Source organism: Sphingopyxis sp. C-1, assembly GCF_001047015.1.
Lineage (GTDB): Bacteria > Pseudomonadota > Alphaproteobacteria > Sphingomonadales > Sphingomonadaceae > Sphingopyxis.
This window is the reverse complement of sequence record NZ_BBRO01000001.1, coordinates 1-17778: the sequence shown is the minus strand read 5'-3', so window position 1 is coordinate 17778 and position 17778 is coordinate 1. Positions and strand designations below refer to the sequence as shown.

General features: G+C 64.4%; 15 protein-coding genes and 2 tRNA genes. 11 read left to right on the top strand and 6 right to left on the bottom strand.

Annotated elements, in window-relative coordinates; translation table 11 throughout:
• Nucleotides 1-923 precede the first annotated feature (923 nt).
• The 4 genes from SC1_RS00085 to SC1_RS00070 form a co-directional block, all read right to left on the bottom strand.
• Nucleotides 924-1349 (bottom strand): biopolymer transporter ExbD, encoded by a 426-nt coding sequence (locus SC1_RS00085; protein WP_062175955.1) that lies wholly within the window; start codon nucleotides 1347-1349, stop codon nucleotides 924-926.
• 35 nt (nucleotides 1350-1384) lie between these two features.
• Nucleotides 1385-1906, bottom strand: a complete 522-nt coding sequence (locus SC1_RS00080) for a biopolymer transporter ExbD (protein WP_037517271.1) — start codon at nucleotides 1904-1906, stop codon at nucleotides 1385-1387.
• Nucleotides 1907-2035: 129 nt separating this feature from the next.
• Nucleotides 2036-2848, bottom strand: a complete 813-nt coding sequence (locus tag SC1_RS00075) for a MotA/TolQ/ExbB proton channel family protein (RefSeq protein WP_193749069.1) — start codon at nucleotides 2846-2848, stop codon at nucleotides 2036-2038.
• A 58-nt stretch (nucleotides 2849-2906) separates the two neighbouring features.
• Nucleotides 2907-3563, bottom strand: coding sequence for an energy transducer TonB (locus tag SC1_RS00070; protein ID WP_062175952.1), 657 nt, complete (start codon nucleotides 3561-3563; stop codon nucleotides 2907-2909).
• A 340-nt stretch (nucleotides 3564-3903) separates the two neighbouring features.
• Here SC1_RS00070 and SC1_RS00065 point away from each other — a divergent pair, with 340 nt between their 5' ends.
• The 3 genes from SC1_RS00065 to SC1_RS00055 all read left to right on the top strand — a co-directional run bounded on the left by SC1_RS00065 (nucleotide 3904) and on the right by SC1_RS00055 (nucleotide 7031).
• Nucleotides 3904-4713 (top strand): hypothetical protein, encoded by an 810-nt coding sequence (locus tag SC1_RS00065; RefSeq protein WP_238586510.1) that lies wholly within the window; start codon nucleotides 3904-3906, stop codon nucleotides 4711-4713.
• A gap of 118 nt (nucleotides 4714-4831) precedes the next feature.
• Entirely contained in the window at nucleotides 4832-6151 is a 1320-nt protein-coding gene (locus SC1_RS00060; protein WP_062175949.1) for a homoserine dehydrogenase, read from the top strand.
• A 55-nt stretch (nucleotides 6152-6206) separates the two neighbouring features.
• Nucleotides 6207-7031 (top strand): hypothetical protein, encoded by an 825-nt coding sequence (locus SC1_RS00055; protein WP_062175946.1) that lies wholly within the window; start codon nucleotides 6207-6209, stop codon nucleotides 7029-7031.
• On the opposite strand, the gene SC1_RS00050 is transcribed toward SC1_RS00055, so the two are convergent.
• Nucleotides 7028-7429 carry a hypothetical protein gene (locus SC1_RS00050; protein ID WP_238586509.1) on the bottom strand — a complete coding sequence of 134 codons (402 nt, stop codon included), beginning with the start codon at nucleotides 7427-7429 and terminating at the stop codon, nucleotides 7028-7030. The genes SC1_RS00055 and SC1_RS00050 overlap by 4 nt on opposite strands.
• Before the next feature lie 136 nt (nucleotides 7430-7565).
• Here SC1_RS00050 and glpX point away from each other — a divergent pair, with 136 nt between their 5' ends.
• Complete coding sequence (glpX, locus tag SC1_RS00045; RefSeq protein WP_062175939.1) at nucleotides 7566-8537, top strand: class II fructose-bisphosphatase; 972 nt, start codon at nucleotides 7566-7568, stop codon at nucleotides 8535-8537.
• Nucleotides 8538-8773: 236 nt separating this feature from the next.
• Here glpX and SC1_RS00040 read toward each other — a convergent pair whose 3' ends face one another.
• The gene (locus SC1_RS00040) at nucleotides 8774-9259 is read right to left on the bottom strand and encodes an NAD(P)H-dependent oxidoreductase (protein WP_062183208.1); all 486 of its coding nucleotides are present in this window, start codon (nucleotides 9257-9259) and stop codon (nucleotides 8774-8776) included.
• Between the two features lie 65 nt (nucleotides 9260-9324).
• On the opposite strand from SC1_RS00040, the gene SC1_RS00035 reads away from it, so the two are divergent.
• The 7 genes from SC1_RS00035 (at nucleotide 9325) to SC1_RS00005 (ending at nucleotide 17527) form a co-directional block, all read left to right on the top strand.
• Nucleotides 9325-11286, top strand: coding sequence for an alkyl/aryl-sulfatase (locus SC1_RS00035; protein ID WP_062175937.1), 1962 nt, complete (start codon nucleotides 9325-9327; stop codon nucleotides 11284-11286).
• A 202-nt stretch (nucleotides 11287-11488) separates the two neighbouring features.
• The gene (locus tag SC1_RS00030) at nucleotides 11489-12019 is read left to right on the top strand and encodes a PH domain-containing protein (RefSeq protein ID WP_062183205.1); all 531 of its coding nucleotides are present in this window, start codon (nucleotides 11489-11491) and stop codon (nucleotides 12017-12019) included.
• The gene (locus SC1_RS00025; RefSeq protein WP_062175934.1) at nucleotides 12016-13533 is read left to right on the top strand and encodes a PH domain-containing protein; all 1518 of its coding nucleotides are present in this window, start codon (nucleotides 12016-12018) and stop codon (nucleotides 13531-13533) included. Before SC1_RS00030 ends, SC1_RS00025 begins: the two co-directional genes overlap by 4 nt.
• Nucleotides 13530-15308 (top strand): single-stranded-DNA-specific exonuclease RecJ, encoded by a 1779-nt coding sequence (gene recJ / locus SC1_RS00020; RefSeq protein WP_062175932.1) that lies wholly within the window; start codon nucleotides 13530-13532, stop codon nucleotides 15306-15308. Before SC1_RS00025 ends, recJ begins: the two co-directional genes overlap by 4 nt.
• A 114-nt stretch (nucleotides 15309-15422) precedes the next feature.
• A tRNA-Glu gene (locus SC1_RS00015) sits at nucleotides 15423-15498 on the top strand.
• A gap of 51 nt (nucleotides 15499-15549) precedes the next feature.
• Nucleotides 15550-15624 (top strand) — tRNA-Glu (locus SC1_RS00010).
• Nucleotides 15625-15712: 88 nt separating this feature from the next.
• Nucleotides 15713-17527, top strand: a complete 1815-nt coding sequence (locus SC1_RS00005) for a site-specific integrase (RefSeq protein ID WP_062175929.1) — start codon at nucleotides 15713-15715, stop codon at nucleotides 17525-17527.
• Nucleotides 17528-17778 lie beyond the last annotated feature (251 nt).

Below are 17778 nucleotides of genomic sequence, written 5' to 3'. Positions count from 1 at the left end.
CCTCCGCGCTATCCTGTGTTGGCTAAAAGCTATTGGGCGGGAGGGCAATGGTGGCGGTGAATAGCCGCTTTTGGGTGGGGAGCTGTCATTGCTCTCTTGGACATGGCCCGGCTGGATCCGGATCGGAACGGCGCAAGGGCGGCGCAATATTCCAAAGTTCAGGAAAGTTCAGCCCTGTGAGCGCCCCGATTTGCAAGTCGCGGGGTGCTGGACGTGCGCGGCACGTCCGATCTTGGTCGTATCCGTAGGCCGGGCCCCGACCAGCTTTTTGTTCACCGAATGAAAGAGCCGGATGAAGGCTGGCACGGCCGGATAATGTAGGAAAGACCTTTTTGGAGGCGATGTCCGTTTTGGGGTGGGAAGCGGACATCCCATTTTCGTCATCCCGGGCTTGACCCGGGATCCCGCTTTTTGACGCATTCGCTGGCTTCGACTTCAAGCGGGACCCCGGGTCAAGCCCGGGGTGACAATATGGAGAGGTCCGCCCCGACCCTTCCCGTCATTCCATCCAGATTGGCAGTGAACGGCGGATATGGAGTGGTGAGCGGACGTTTGCTACTATGTTGTACCCCGGCGAAGGCCGGGGCCCAGGGCTCTGGAAAGCCGAGCTGTGCGGATTGCCGCCCTGGACCCCGGCCTTCGCCGGGGCACACATTGCCGTCGTTACTGTCCGGTCGTTTCTTCGCTCTCGTCATCCCGGGCTTGACCCGGGATCCCGCTTTTTGACGCGCTCACTGACTTCGACCTCAAGCGGGACCCCGGGTCAAGCCCGGGGTGACGAGGAGAGAATCTGGCAGCTTCCGGTCGACATCGGACATTTCGGTTCGATGCAGACCCGGCCTTCACAGTCGACGCCGCCAAAAAAAAGGGCCGCGAATTGCTTCGCGGCCCCATGTTTTTTGCCTGACGGCCCTGATCGAAGATCAGAAGACGCGGGCGTATTGCTCGTTACCGACGAAGCCCAGCTTGCCGACGCCGCTGCGCTTGATCACCGCCATGACATTGTCGACGACGATATAGCGTGCATAGGGGTCGGGCTGGACCTGCAGTTCGGGTTCGACCGGCAACGCCTTGGTCTGTTCCAGATACTGCGCCAGCTGAGCGAGGTCGACCGGCGAACCGTTCCAGGTGATCGTTCCCGCGGGATCGATCATCACCTTGTTCTTTTCGGGGTCGACGTTGCTCTGGCTGTCGGTCGGGACCGGCAGGTCGATCTTGACCGCGTGGGTCTGGACCGGGATGGTGATGATGAACATGATGAGGAGCACGAGCATGACGTCGATGAGCGGCGTCGTGTTCATGTCCATCATCGGTTCGTTTTCGTCCCGATCTCCAACTGCCATGGACATGCGATTATTCCTTCGTTCCTAAACGGAGCGCGCCCTTACAGGCGGCCCACCGTACCCGAACCAGGAGCCGGTTCCGAAATGAACCCGATCTTCTGGAAGCCGGCATATTGCATCGTGTAGATCACGCCACCGATGCACTGGTACGGCGTGTTAACGTCGCCGCGGATGTGCACTTCGGGGAAGTTTTCCTCGGTGATGTTCTGCGGACCGCCGATATCTTCGAGCAACTGCTCGAGCTTCTTCTGTCCACGTTCCAGCAGCTGCTTGGAATCCACCGGGGTCTGACCCCAATATACTTCACACGCCGTGCTCTCGGGGTTGGGCTCGCCGTCACCGTCGGTATCAGCCGAACGGATCGACAACAGCACATTCTCAGGCTTCGTCGTCGTCACCTCAAACGCCACGTCGGGCAGCTTCAGGTTCACCGTCTCCAACACCACGGGAACCGTGATGAGGAAGATGATGAGCAACACAAGCATGATGTCCACGAGCGGAGTCGTGTTGATTTCGGACATTGGGGCGTCTTCGCCGCCCTTGTCGCCTACACTCATCGCCATAGGATTAGCATCCTGTCACAAAATTTCTGTCACGGACATCGGGACGGCGTGCCTGGGCCCGCCTTCCCTGTCCAGCGGACCCCGCCTTGTCGCCGCGTGACGACAAAGGCGGGGATCCAGTAGACCCTATTAGGCCTTCTTCGGTGCCGCAGCCGGAGCAGCAGCCTTCGCCGGAGCGATCGAAGCCGGCTTCACCTGGCCGTTCGACATGATCGAACCGAGAACGTCGTTCGAGAAGGTCGACAGACGGCGGGCGATCGCCTTGTTGCGGCTCTGGAGCCAGTTGAACGCGAGCACCGCGGGAACGGCCACGATCAGACCGATGGCGGTCATGATCAGAGCTTCACCGACCGGACCGGCGACGGTGTCGATCGATGCCTGACCCGACGCACCGATCTTCACGAGGGCGCGAAGAATACCGATAACGGTACCGAACAGACCGACGAACGGAGCGGTCGAACCGACGGTCGCGAGGAACGCGAGGCCCGAGTTCAGCTTCGAGTTGATGTGGTTCTGCGAACGCTCGAGCGTGCCGTGCATCCAGTCATGCGCTTCGACGGGGTCGGTCAGCTTGTTATGCTCTTCGTTGGCGCGCAGACCGTCTTCGACGACCTGACGATAGGCGCTGTTCTTTTCGAGCTTCGAAGCGCCATCGGCGAGCGTCGGGGCGCGCCAGAAGTTGGCGTCGACGGCCTTGCCCTGGTTCATCACCTTATTCTGTTCGAACAGCTTGGTGAACAGGATGTAGAGCGTGCCGACGAACATGATCAGCAGGACGAGGAAGGTGACCTGCGAGACGATGCCGCCTTCGCACAGTGCGGGAACGAGACCGTAGGGGCTCGCGCCTTCTTCCTTCACGCACATCGCGGCGGGCATCAGGCTGAGCCCCGCGTCGTGGGCCGGTGCAGCCGCAGCGGCGGCATTTGCGATCAGATTAAACATACTGGAAAATCCCTCTCAAAATATTCGATAAGTTTCGAAACACAGATCCGTCGCGCGATCAGCGCGGAATCTGCCAACGGATACGATTGCTGTAGGTGCCGCCCGTGGGGTTACCCGCGCGATCCTTGCCCGGATTGAACCGGCCACGGCGCTGGATAAGCTTGCAGGTTTCGGCATCGAGGTCGGCATGGCCGCTCGACGAGGTCACGTCACACGAAGTGATGCGGCCGTCGGCGCCATAAGTGACGCGGAACCCGGTGGTGCCTTCACGCTCTTCGCGCATTGCACGGGCCGGATAGTCGTCGTTCGTCGCCCAGCGACCCGGGTTGCCCTTTGGCGTACCGGCGGCGCTGAGATCAGGCGTCGGCGGCGGCGCAGGCGGTGCCGGCGGCGTATAGACGGGCGGGGGCGGCGTCGGCGGCGCCTTCGGCACCGACTGGACCGTATTGGTCGTAACCGGCGGCGGAATCGGCGACGGCGGCGTCACAACCGGCGGCGGCGGCGGCAATTTATTGTCCGGCGGCGGCGGCGGCGGGGGTTCCTCCGGCGGCGGCGGCTCTTCAACGTCCACCACATCCAATTTTTCGGCGAGTTTCTTGACGATACTGATATTCAAGCCGTTAACCAGGCCGTAGCCCAGAACCGCTGTAAGCAGACCAACCAAGACAATCGCCACTACCCTGTTTTTAGGGTCGACATTATCACCATAAGCCATTCAGGGACGACGCTCCTTGCTAGATCATCCTGACACCAATTCCCAACCATCGGGACGGTTGCCAAATGCCCGGATGATTTCCGATGCGTTTTCACAGACCCGACGGCGCTGCATCCGGCTTATTATGTTTTTGCCGGACACTTCGGGCACGTCCTATCGCGGTGGCGGCACATTCGCAAACCCTTTATCAGCGGTTAATGTGCCATGTCCCATGATAGGGATTTCAACGCCGATAACGGTGTCATAAATGACGGAAAGTGGATCGATCATGCGCCTCCCCCACCCGGCCGCTATCGCCGGCATTCTTGCCTTAAGCCTTGGAATCCCCGGCGTTTCCGCAATGCAGGCGCCGATCGCTGCGCCGACCGCCAGCCCGTACAGCTATGCCGACATCGCCGATCTGGCGACCGCGGCGCCGATCGCCCTGCACGCGCGCATCTATAAGGCCGCGGCGCTCAAAACGGCACAAGCGCCCGGAGTCGCGGCCGGTCGCGCCCGATTCTATGTCGAAGCCGACGTCGTCAGCCTGATTCGCGGCAAGGGACCCCTCGCATCGCGAATCTCCTATCTCGTCGACCTGCCGCTGGACGCGAAGGGCAAGCCGCCGAAGCTGAAGAAGAAGCAGCCAGTCCTGCTCTTTGCCCGCCCCGTCGCGGGCGCGACGGCAGGAAGCAGCAACACCGGCAGCGTCCAGCTGATCGCGCCCGACGCCCAACTGCCATGGGATCCGGCGACCGAGGCGCAGCTGCGCGCGGTGCTGACCGAACTCGTCAAGCCCGGCGCGGCGCCGGCGATCACCGGCATCGCCAATGGTTTCCACGTTCCCGGCACCCTGCCCGGCGAGGGCGAAACACAGCTATTCCTCAACACCAGCACGGGCGAGCCGGTGTCGCTGACGATCCTGACCGCAGCCGACGGATCACGGCGCTGGGCCGCGGCATTCGGCGAGATCGTCGACGGGTCAGCCGCGGTGCCGCAGCGCGATACGCTGGCCTGGTACCGGCTCGCCTGTGGGCTGCCGCGCCAACTTCCGCTCGGCAAGCTTGCGGGCACGGCACCCGAAGATCGCCGAAAGGCCGCGTCGGATTATGGCATCATCCTCGGCGCGCTCGGCGAATGCACGCGCACCCGCAAGCCGCCGGTGAGTTAGTTGGGATAAAGTTCTGCTTCGGCGCACCTAAGGCGCGCCAGGCTTGTTTCCGCGACAAAAGCCGATAGGGCGCTCGCAACGGCGGGGCGCAGCCCCGCGTCTATACGGAGTCCCCAGCATGTCGCCCTATTCCGCCCCGACCGCCCCCCGCCCGCCGCTGCGTGTCGCGCTGGCGGGTATTGGCGTCGTCGGCGGCGGGGTCGTGCGGCTGCTCGAAGCGAACCGCGACCTGATCGCGCGGCGCGCGGGTCGGCCGATCGAGATCGTCGCGCTGTCGGCGCGCGACCGGCACAAGGATCGCGGCGTCGACCTGTCGCCCTATCGCTGGGAAGACGATATGGATGCACTCGTTGCGGCCGACGATGTCGATGTCGTCGTCGAGATGATCGGCGGCGCCGATGGGCCGGCGCTGACGCTGGCGCGCCACACGCTCGGTGCGGGCAAGGCGCTGGTCACCGCGAACAAGGCGATGATCGCACATCATGGGCTCGACCTCGCGCGGCTGGCCGAGGAAAAGGACACCCCGCTGAAATATGAGGCCGCGGTCGCGGGCGGGATTCCCGTCATCAAGGCGATCCGCGAGGGCGCGTCGGCGAACGAGATCGCGCGCGTCTATGGCATCCTCAACGGCACCTGCAATTATATCCTGACGCAGATGGAGCGGAACGGCGCGAGCTTTGCCGATGCGCTGAGCGCTGCGCAGGCCGAGGGCTATGCCGAAGCCGACCCGACCTTCGACGTCGACGGAATCGACGCCGCGCATAAATTGTCGATCCTCGCGGCGCTCTGTTTCGGGACGCGGCTCGACATCGGCGCGGTGACCGCCGACGGGATCCGCGGGCTGATCGCCGCCGACATCCGCGAGGCCGAAGCCCTGGGGCATCGCGTCCGCCTGATCGGTATGGCCGAACGCGATTCGAATGGCCTCTATCAGCATGTCCAACCGTGCCTGGTGCCGGCCGACCACCCGCTCGCCTATGTTCCCGGGGCATTGAATGCCGTCGTCGCCGAGGGCAATTTCGTCGGCCGCCTCTTCTTCGAAGGCGCGGGCGCGGGCGCGGGACCGACGGCGTCGGCGATCGTCGCCGACATCATCGACATCGCGCGCGACGAATATGGCCCTGCCTTTGCGATGCCGGTCGATTCGCTCGACGCGGCGCCCGTCGCCGACGCGGGGGCGCGGATCGGCAAACATTATGTCCGCCTGATCGTCGAAGACCGGATCGGCGTGCTCGCAGAGATCGCGACGGCGATGCGCGACGCCGGCGTATCGATCGAAAGCCTGATCCAGCGCGGCAGCGACGACGACAGCGGCGTCGTGATCGTGCTCGTTACACATGAGGGTCCCGCCAGCACGATTCATGCTGCGCTCGATATTCTCGCCACTTCGGACCATGTCGTCGGCGCGCCGATGCATATGCCCATTTTGGCGCTTTGACCTGCTTGTAATCGCCTAGCCCCCTGTTACCCCTGACGAGGGGAATGGGGCGGATATGGATATCGAAATCAGACGGGGACTGGCCGAGGCGCGGACACTGGCGGTCGAGCATTGGCGACCGCTGCTCGCCTATATGCTGCTGGGCGTCGTACTGCCTTACCTGCTGCTCGCCAGCGAGCCGGTCCTCAGCATCGAGGTACTCGTCGCGCTGGCCCTCGTGCCCGAGGATTTCCGCTTTACCGGCTCGATTGTCGGCCCGCTCTACCTGCTCGGTATCTGTGCCGCACTGCTATGCGGCGCGATGCTCGCGCTGTGGCGCGCCATGCTCGCCGAGATTCGCGAGGGCTATGTCGCCGAAATCATGTACGGCATGGTTGCCGGCGCCGCCTATCTGATCGCCGGCCTGCTTTTCTATTATTTCCTGGGCTTCCTGCTGTCGCTGCCATTCCAGCTGACCGTCGGGGTCGAAGCGATGCGTGCCGAAGGCTCGCCGATCGCGATCGCGCGCCAGATCCTGCTGGCGCTGCTAAGCGCTTGGTTCAACGCCCGCCTTTGCCTGATCGGACCGATCATGGCCGAAGCGGGGAAGCTGGAACCGGTGACGGCTTTCGCCGAATCGTGGCGGCGGACCGCGCGCCGCCAATGGTCGCTCGCCGCGCTCTATCTGACATTCAATATCGTCGCCGCGATGCTGATCGGGCTCCTTTTCGCGTCGCACAGCTATCTGATCGTGAGCGGCGAAACGATGCGGATCGCTTCCATGGCGATGAGCAGCGTCTGGCTGATTTTCTGGTGCGGCTATTTCGCGGTCACCACGCTGGTCCCCGCAGGCTTGTATCGCGCGGCGAACACCGGAGTCCCGGCGGCGACCTTCGCCTAGGGTTCGTCCTCGGGCGTCGGCGGCGTCCCCGTCTCGGGATCGGTCGCGCGCTTCACCGCTTCATAGAGCGCATTATATTCGGGGCCGGGCTTCATCCGGCCGCCGATCGAAATCCAGCTATAGGGTAATTTGTCCCCCACCACTCCGTGCGCCTCGGCGCGCGGCAGCTTTGGTGGTGCCTCGCGGCCTTCGTTCGCGATCGCGCGCAGTTCGGGCGACAGGCGGTGGCGTTCGGTATCGGTGCCGCATACGTTGATCGAGCCGTCGTCGGCTGGTTTGCAGCGCTTGATCGGGTCGACCATTTCCTTTGCCCTGGCGGCGGCCTCGTCGGCTTTGGATTTGGTCGACGGCGGCGCCGGGGGCCCGACCATCTGGGCGCCGACGGAGGGCACCGTCATGCCAATGACACAGGCCGTCGCGAGAGCGGCTCCGAATCGGGCGAAGTATCCTCGACAAGCGACGCGGGCGACCATATGGCGCCCACCATGCCCGACCGGGGCGCCAAGGCAAGATCAAAGACGGAGAGCAGCAAACATGACGGATACCGGCAGCAACCTCGACCGGGTGCTCGTGCTCGAAATGGTGCGCGTCACCGAAGCCGCGGCGATCGCCGCCGCAAAGCTGATCGGACGCGGCGACGAGAAAGCCGCCGATGCCGCCGCCGTCGAAGCGATGCGCACGGCCTTCAACACGCTTTATATGGATGGCACCATTGTCATCGGCGAGGGCGAGCGCGACGAGGCACCAATGCTCTATATCGGCGAAAAGGTCGGCAACGCGCCGGGTAAGGGCCCCAAGATCGACATCGCGGTCGACCCGCTGGAAGGCACGACGATCACCGCCAAGGCCGGCCCCAACGCGCTCGCGGTGCTCGCGATCGCCGAGGAAGGCTGCCTGCTCAACGCCCCCGACGTTTATATGGACAAGCTCGCGGTCGGCGCAGGCTATTCGCCGAACATCGTCAATTTCGACAATAGCGTGCGCGAGAATGTCGAAGCCGTCGCGCGTGAAAAGGGGTGCAAGCCCGAACAGATCATCGTCTGCGTGCTCGACCGCCCGCGCCACGAGGCGATCATCGCCGAACTGCGCGCGATCGGTTGCGGCGTCGCGCTGATCCCCGACGGCGACGTCGCGGGCGTGATCGCAACGACGAATCCCGAAACCAACATCGACATCTATATGGGATCGGGCGGCGCGCCCGAGGGCGTGCTCGCCGCAGCGGCGCTGCGCTGCGTCGGCGGCCAGTTCAAGGGCCGCCTGCTGTTCCGCAACGACGACGAGCGGCTGCGCGCGAAAAAATGGGGCATCGAGGATCTCGACCGCGTCTATGACCTCGAAGATCTTGCCAAGGGCGACGTGATCTTTGCCGCGACCGGCGTCACCGACGGATCGCTTCTGCGCGGGGTCAAGCGCCGGCGCGATGGCATCATGACGACGGAGACGGTCGTGATGCGCGCCTCGTCGGGCACGGTGCGCTGGGTCAAGGGCGAGCATCGCGCGCACTGACGGGTTTCGAGCGAAAGCGGACCTCATCCGTCATCGTCACCCCGGACTTGATCCGGGGTCCCGCTATTTCGTGAAGCGGGCCAGTATGTTCGAAAAGCGGGATCCCGGGTCAAGCCCGGGATGACGAAGGGTGGCGATGTCCGTTCTCCACCCCCAGGACAACGCCCGGCACTTGACCTTCGCACCATCCTTGCCGTATTATTTCGATAATACAGCTTGGATAACCCATGGCATTGTCAGAAAATCCCCGCCGCCAGTCCCTCCGCCAGTGCGGCGCCAAGGTCGCGGGCTTCGGCGAGGCGATCCGGCGCGATCGTCTTGGGCGCGAGGATCGCTTCGGGGGTCTGCGCCGCTGTATTCACGATGACCGGTTCGGCGACGCGTTTCAGCCGCCAGCCGGTCGCGATGCGATCGAGCTGGCGCTGGGCGTTTTCGCCGTCGGACCCTGCGCAGATGATCGTCGCATAGGGGCGTCCCTCGATCCGGCCGAGGCACGGATAATAGCAGCGGTCGAACATCTCCTTCATCGCGCCCGACAGCGCCGCGAGATTTTCGGGGCCGACGAAAAGATAGCCGCCCGCCGCTTGCAACGCGTCGGACGTGACTTCGTCTGCGGCGACGAGCCTGGCAGTCCCCGCCCCCTCGGCCGCCGCACGCGCGAGCGCTTCGCTGCCGCCGGTACGGCTGTGCCAGACGATGAGCAGGTGCGGCGCGTCGGTCATGCGCCGATGCTTGCCAAGCACCGGCACGCGGCGCAAGCTGCCCCGACATATGGGGGAGATATGACATGCGCCGATTGACCGCCCTGCTGCTCGCGAGCAGCCTGCCCTTCACCGCCACTGCTCAGGATGCCGCCAGCGAAGCGACACGCGCGGCACAGGCCGAGATTGCGAAACGCCTGCCGCTGAGCGATCCGCGCGACGAGGCGAATGTGATGCGCGGCAAGCTGGCCGAAATCCCGGGCGGGGTGATCCAGAGTGCCGATGGCAAGACGGTATGGGACCGGCGGCCCTATGAATTTCTGAGCAAGGCCGAGGCACCCGATACGGTGAACCCGTCGCTGTGGCGGCAGGCGCGGCTGGATGCGGTACACGGATTGTTCGAGGTCGTGCCGGGCAAGATCTGGCAGGTCCGCGGCTACGATATTTCGGTGATGACGATCATTCGCGGCAAAAGCGGCTGGATCATCGTCGACCCCCTATTGTCGGAGGAAGCCGCGGCGGCGAGCTGGAAATTGTTCGCCGACACGGTCGAGGCGAAGAGCGGCAGGCTGCCGATCAGGGCGGTGATCTTTTCGCACAGCCACAGCGACCATTTCGGCGGCGTCGGCGGCATCGTCACCCCCGAACAGGTCAAGTCGCAAAAGATCCGCATCATCGCGCCGCACGGTTTTTCGGAGGAAGCGACGTCGGAAAATGTGCTCGCGGGCGGGGCGATGGGGCGCCGCGCGCTCTATATGTTCGGCGCGATCCTGCCGCCCGGAGAGAAGGGGCAGGTCGACACCGGCTTGGGACCCAAGCTGTCGTCGGGCACCGTCGGCTATATGGAGCCGACCGAGACCGTCGGCGAAAAGGGCGGGACGCTGACGATCGACGGGCTGGCCTTTGACTTCCTGGACGCGGGGAGCACCGAGGCGCCGTCGGAGTTCGTCTTCTATATCCCCGCCTATAAGGCCCTCCACACGACCGAGGTCGTGACGCACACGCTGCACAATGTGCTGACGTTGCGCGGGGCGCAGGTCCGCGATGCGCTGCACTGGTCGAAGGTGATCGACGCCATGCTGCTGAAATGGGGCGGCACGGCCGAGGTCGCGATGGCGTCGCACCATTGGCCGACGTGGGGCGCGGGCGAGGTGTCGTCGCTGCTGGCGAACCAGCGCGACGCATATCGCTATGTCCACGACCGTACGCTTTTCCTCGCGAACCGCGGTGCGACCTTGCACGAGCTTGCCGACCAGACCCCGGAAGCACCGGTACAGGGGCGCGATTTCGCGACGCGCGGCTATTATGGCACGCTCAACCACGACATGAAGGCGGTCTATCAGCGCTATTTCGGCTGGTGGGACGGCAATCCCGCCAACTTCAATCCGCTGCCGCCCGAGCAATCGGCGCCCAAATATGTCGCGCTCGCGGGCGGCGCGGACAAGCTGCTCGCGGCGGGACGCGAAGCGCTGAAGGCGGGCGATTACCGCTGGGCGGCGGAGCTATTGAACAAGCTCGTCTTTGCGCAGCCCGACAACAAGGACGCGCGTGCGGCGTTGGCTTCGGCCTATGACCAGATGGGCTATCAGGCCGAGTCCGGCGCCTGGCGGAACTATTATCTTGCCGCCGCAGCGAGCCTGCGCGGCAATGCCGTCGATGCGGCGACCGGCAACGGGCAGAGCCGCAGTTTCGTGAGCGCGATCCCGACCGCGGTGTTTTTCGATGCGCTGGCAGCACGTTTCGATGCCGCGAAGGGCAGCGCGGTCAAGGGAACGTTCCAGTTCGTGCTGCCCGACAGCAAGGAGACAGTCGCGGTGGTCGTCGGCGGCGGGGTCGAATTCCCGCGCTATGGCGTGACCGAGGCGGCGCCGACCGCGACGGTAACGATCGACCGCAAGATCCTGGACGAGGCGATGATGGGGCGCGCGCAATTCCCCGCGCTGATCCAGTCGGGCGCAATCAGGATCGACGGCGACCGCATGGCGTTCCTGTCGTGGTTCGCGCTGCATCCGCCCGCCGATCCCCGCTTCAATGTGGTTGTGCCTTAGAATCCATGACATCGCACATGTCCAAGCCGTTCGCATCGAGCCCTTCGACTGCCTTGCAAGCGCTCAGGATAAACTTCCGGCATTCGCCGGAAGTCGAGATGCCCATCGGGAGAGCACGACCTCACAGTGTCTCGACTTCGCTCGACACGAACGGAGAGATAAGTGGTTCAGTCTCGATCGATCACCCCCTAAAGGCCTTATGATGACCGACACCCCCGCCGCGCGCCCGACCGATCCTTTCGCCCCCGACGCGCTGAATGCCGCCGAGGGACTCGACCCGGTCGCGCCGGCCTATGCGCAGGTTTTGCGCGTCGCGACGGCGCTCAACCTGATCCCGCTCGCGATCGGCGCGAGCGTCTTCGACGCGCTGCTGATCCGGCACCTCGAGGGGCCGTATGGACTGATCACCGCGGCGGCGTGGCTGATCGCGATCGTCGTGATCGTCACCTTCCCGTCGCGCCGCGTGTCGCGCTGGGGATACAAGATCGGCGAGGGGCAGCTCCGCGTCGCGCGCGGCTGGCTGTTTCGCACCGACACGATCGTGCCGTTCGTGCGCGTCCAGCATATCGATGTGGGACAGGGGCCGATCGAGCGCTGGTTCGGGCTGTCGCACCTGATTGTCCACACATCGGGCACGCATAACAGTACGGTGACGCTGCCGGGGCTGCACAGCGACCTTGCCGCCGCCATGCGCGAGACGATCCGCCGCCATATCCAGACCGATTTCGCATGAGCGACGCCGCCGCCATAGCCATGAGCGAAGCCGAGCCGAACTGGCAGCGGCTGCACCCCGCGACGCTGGCGCTCGCCATCGTCGAACTGGGGCCGCGATCGCTGCAATTCCTGCCCGCGGTTGCGGCGCTGGGCTTTACCGGCAACTGGATCTGGATCGTCCCGTCGATCCTTGCCTTCATCCTGATCTCGCTGCTCGCCGCCTGGTTCCAGTGGCTCCGCTTCCGCTTCCTTGTCGGCGACGACGAGGTGGTGATCGAAAGCGGCGTCTTTTCCCGCCAGCACCGCACCATCCCCTTTGACCGAATCCAGGACGTCAGCATCGAGCAGGGCCTCGTCTCACGCGCGCTCGGTATCGCCAAGGTCGGGTTCGAGACGGGCGCGGGCGGCAAGGAGAATGACGCGAGCCTCGACGCGATCGCGCTGGATTCGGCGCAGGCGCTGCGCGCCACGATTCGCGCGCATCGCAGCGGCGAGGTCGCGGCGCCGACGACAGCCTCTGAGGCTTCCGAAGCGGCGCCCGCCGGCGAGGATCGGCTGCTGTTTGCGATGGGGCCGCGCCAGTTGCTCGTCGCGGGGCTGTTCAACTTCTCGCTCGCCGCGCTGGCCGTGGTCGGCGCAGGCATGCAGTTTTTCGACGGGCTGCTGCCGTTCGATTTCAACGTGTTCAACCCGATGGACTGGATCGATATCGCCGAGAATTACGGACTCGACCAATGGCTGCTCGCTCATCGCTGGATCGCGGGAGTCGGCGCGGCGCTGTCGCTGTTGCTGATCGGTTTCGCGAGCGGGATCGCGACGATGTTTTTCGCCAACTGGGATTTCCGCCTGACGCGCGAACCGCGCGCGTTGCGCCGCACGCGCGGCCTTACGACACGCACCGACGTCGCGGTGCCGGTGAAGCGGGTGCAGGCGGCGATCCTCGTCACCGGCTGGTTTCGCCAGCGTTTCGGCTGGCACGAGCTACGCCTGCAAAGCCTGGCCAGCGACGGAGAGAAGGAACGAGACCATCAGGTCGTCCCCTTTGCCAAGCTCGACGAAATCGATCCTGTGCTGGACGAGGTCGCGATTTTGCGCCCCGATGCCGCGCAATCATGGCAGCATAGCCACCGCATTGTCGCGCTGGGGCCGATCGTCGGCGCGGCGTGCGCAACGATCGGCGGCGGCGTCGCGCTCTACCTGGGCAATGACGTCGGCTGGCTCGCGCTCATCGCAGCGCCGCTCATCGCGCTCATCGCCTTCTGGGCCGCGCGCTTCCACCGCTGGGCCGACCTTGGCGAGCAGATTGCGATCCGTCGCGGCGCATGGAAACCCAAGATGACCTTGCTGCCGCACGCGTCGGTGCAGAGCGTCGACCTCAAGAGCGATTTCATCCTCCGCCCACTCGGCCTGGCGACCCTGGTGTTCGGAGTGCCCGGCGGCAGTTCGCTCGCGACGCACGAGATTCCCGCGATCCCGGCGGCGATCGCGCAGGACCTTCGCACGCGCATCCTCGCCGCGAGGACGCGGCGATGAGCGACACCGCAAGCAGCCTGGCTTTGGGCATCACGCATTCGATCAAGGGCCAGCCCTGGCATTGGCGGCGCGCGAGCGCCGACATGGCGTCGGAGAATCTCGCGCCCGACGATCTCGTCACGCAATTGCTGCTCGCGCGCGGGGTGGCACGGGGCGATCTCGACCGGCAGCGGACGCCGACCTTGCGCGGCTTCATGCCCGACCCGTCGTTGTTCCGCGACATGGACGCCGCCGCCGCGCGGCTTGCCGATGCGGTCGAGCGCAAGGAAGCGGTGACGATCTTCGGCGACTATGACGTCGACGGCGCGACCTCGGCCGCCTTGCTCGTGCGGCTGCTGCGCGGCCTCGGGCTTCCGGTCGGCGCCTATATCCCCGACCGGTTGATGGAGGGATATGGCCCCTCCGGCGCCGCGCTGGTGAAAATCGGCGAGGCGGGATCGAAGCTTGTCGTCACGGTCGACTGCGGCGCGCAGGCATTTGATGCGATTTCGGAGGCGAAGGCGGCGGGGGTCGAGGTGATCGTCGTCGACCATCACCAATGCGCGACGACCCTCCCCGAAGCCTTTGCGCTGGTGAACCCCAACCGGCTCGACGAAGAGCCCGATGCCGCGATCCACGGTAATCTGGCGGCGGTCGGCGTCGCCTTCCTGCTCGGCGCGGCGGTGCTCCGCACCTTGCGCGCGCGCGGTTTCTTTAGCGGCCGCAACGAACCGGCGCTGATCGATCTGCTCGATCTTGTCGCGCTGGGCACCGTCGCCGACGTCGCGCGGCTCACCGGTTTCAACCGCGCGCTGGTGACGCAGGGGCTGAAGGTGATGGCGCGGCGCGGCAACACGGGCCTTGCGGCGCTGATGGACGCCGCGCGCCTGACCAAACCGCCAAGCGCGAGCGACATGGGCTTTGCGCTCGGCCCGCGGATCAACGCCGGCGGGCGCGTCGGCAAATCCGACCTTGGCGTGCGGTTGCTCACCACCAGCGACCCGCAGGAAGCGGCCGATATCGCGCTCGAACTCAACCGGCTGAACGAGGAAAGGCGTGCGATCGAAGCTGCCGTGCTCGAACAGGCGATCGAAGCAAGCGCAGGGTGCGGCAACGCTCCTGTCGCGATCGTCGCGGGCGAGGGCTGGCATCCCGGCGTGATCGGCATCGTCGCCGGGCGCCTCAAGGAACGCCTCCACCGCCCCGCGATCGTCATTGCCGTCGACGACGACGGCATCGGCAAGGGATCGGGACGCTCGATCAACGGCGTCGACCTTGGCGCCGCGATCCTCGCCGCGAAAGAAACCGGCCTGCTCGTCGCGGGCGGCGGCCATGCGATGGCGGCCGGCCTCACCGTCGCTGCGGACAAGGTCGATGCGCTTGGCGCTTTCCTCAACGATCGCCTCGCCGCCGATGTCGAGCGCGCGAGCGGCGACAAGTCGCTGCTGATCGACGCGGTGCTCGCGCCGCGCGGCATCAATCCTTTGTGGTGCGATGCCATCGAAAGCGCGGGCCCCTATGGCGCCGGCTGGCCCGCACCGCGCGTTGCGACGGGGCCGGTTCGAATCGTCGAATCGGGGATCGTCGGCACCGACCATGTCCGCCTGATCGTGTCGGGCGACGACGGCGCACGGTTCAAGGCGGTCGCATTCCGCAGCGCCGAAACCGAATTGGGGCAAGCGCTGCTCCACGCACGCGGCCGCAAATTATGGCTGGCGGGGCGCGCGAAACGCGACGATTGGGGCAGTCGCCCGGCCGCCGAACTGCATCTGGAGGACGCCGCGTGGGCCGATTAGCGGCCGACCAGGAGCGTAGCGGGGGCGGACCGGCACGCTGCGGCGCAATATTTTTACGTGGCGCGCTTGACCCTATGGACATGCGAGTCTAATGCGCCGCTTCACCGATCAGACGGCCCCTTCGTCTAGCGGTCTAGGACGTCGCCCTTTCACGGCGAAAACACGGGTTCGAGTCCCGTAGGGGTCACCATCGGTCACGGGAGCGGTCGGCTCCCCTTTTCCGCAAATTTCCGACCCACAAGGCCCCTTCGTCTAGCGGTCAGGACGCGGCCCTCTCACGGCTGAAACACGGGTTCGATTCCCGTAGGGGTCACCAAATCGCCGGAAAGGCGCAGAAGTCTCGGTTTTCTGTTCGTTAGTGACTCGGTGGGTACACCAAATGAGTACACAAAGGACGAACAATCATGAATCCGAAGGGACTCTGGCGCGATCCGCGCAGCGGCATTTTTTATCTTCGCCGCCGTATCCCGCTGCCGTTGCAAAGCGCCTTCGCTTGCGGCCAACTTTACAAGGTAAGCCTCGGCACCGCCGATCAGCGCGATGCCGAACGCAAGCTGGCGATTGCCAATGGTGAATATGAGCAGAAATGCGAACAATTTCGCGACGCGCTCGCAAACGGCGTTCCAGGATCCTTCACTTCCGACGAGGCGCGTGTGCTGGTCGACCGCCTCCTCACCGCTAGGTCCGCTACCGGGTTTGCGAGCGGCGGTATGGAGGTTGCCTTTTTCCTCAAGGACCTCGACGACGCTGTCGCGGATCAAGCGGGAGACCATCGGTCCACTGCACAAGACATGAGCCCCGCCGAATGGATCGCTTATCGCAAAAACTTGGCGGGAAGCGATCACGGCGATGAGTTTTCTCCCGAAACACTCGCTCGAATCGAGGCTCACCATGCTTCGGTCCATCGAGACCCTGGCGAGCTGTGGTTCAGTTTTCAGAAACGGGTACCGCGCCGCCGTTGGCGTCCCCTGCTCAGCTTCGCCGTCGCGAAAATAAAACGTGAACTAAAACTACCCGAGGAGGCCAATCGCGGAATCGACGAACCGCTTGCCGATGCGTTGGCTGATGCGCTGGGTTCGGCGCAAGTCCGCGAACAAGTTGCCGTGCTCCCCTCGGCCCGGCGCCGCGCAAATTCGAGCCGCCTCCAACCGGACATGAAGCTCGACGCCCTCGAGGCGAAATGGATCGCGGCGCGCAAGCCGACGCCCAAGGCGCAGGCCGCGACGAAAACGGCCGTGCGCTATTTCAAAAGCTATATCGGCGATGTCGGCATCGGCGAAATCACGCCCAACGATCTGTTCGAATTTCGTGACGCGATTGCTGTGCTGCCAAAAAGCATGCCGCGAGTGCATCGCATGATGGAGTTTGTCGACATTCATGCGCTCTATGCGGACAGGTCGGGCGTAGACCGCATATCTCCGCAATCGATCAAAAAATATCTCGGTGCGGTCCAAGCTCTCCTCGGGTTCGCTTTCCAGGAGCGCTTCATCCCTGCGAACACCGGCGCCGGTATCAAAGTCGAAGGATATACAAAAAAGAGCACGCGGCGCCCATTTACCAAGGACGAACTCGCTCAGCTATTTGCGGCCAAGCTGTTCACCGCGCCTTGGTCTCACCCTCTGAGCAAGTCAAAGGTCTCCGATTCGACCCTGCGCTGGTTGTTCCTGCTCGGGCTTTGCACGGGCGCTCGAATTGAGGAACTCGGTCAGATATTGCTCGCGGACATCAAGTCGGAGCAAGGGGTCCCTTATATCGACGTCACGGACTACGTCATGGACGAGATTGACGAGCGCAAACGGGTGAAGACCGACGGTTCTATTCGCGTGATCCCGCTCCATCCCAAACTGATAGCGCTCGGGTTTCTCGACTACGTTCAACGGATGCGGTCAAGCGGAGCAGTCCGGCTTTTTCCTGACCTTGAGGCCGATTCACTGGGCGTAAAGACCAAGGAGGCGAGCCGCCGCGCCAATCGCCTGATCGACAATGCCGTCGGTGATGACCCCCGCCTCGTGTTTTATAGTTTCCGACACAGCTTCAAGGATCTCTGCCGCGACGCCAATATTCCTAAGGACGTGCACGACCAGCTTATGGGGCATTCGCCCGCAGATGTTGGCGAAGGCTACGGTTTGGGACGGGCGATCGGCAATCTTGCAGCCCACTTAAAGCGAGTTCGGTTCCTTTTCATCGATTGGGATCCGATTAATGTTGCTGCCAAATAACCAAACCGCTGTCCGGCCGCTATTCGGCTCGAGCTGGCCGTTTGCGGTCACGCGGCTTTCGAGCGCAGATATCAAGAAGCGGACATTGCCTGGGCGATCTGGGTAGATGGGAGGAAGCGACCAATTGTTGCGGTTCCCTGTGAGGACCGGGTCCAGAGCGTGACCAGCCGACGCACGCTTTCGAGCGCTCTAGTCCCCGGCCGTAGCCGGGCAAAAGGATGGCCGCCCCCCCCCCCCCAAACGTACTTTCT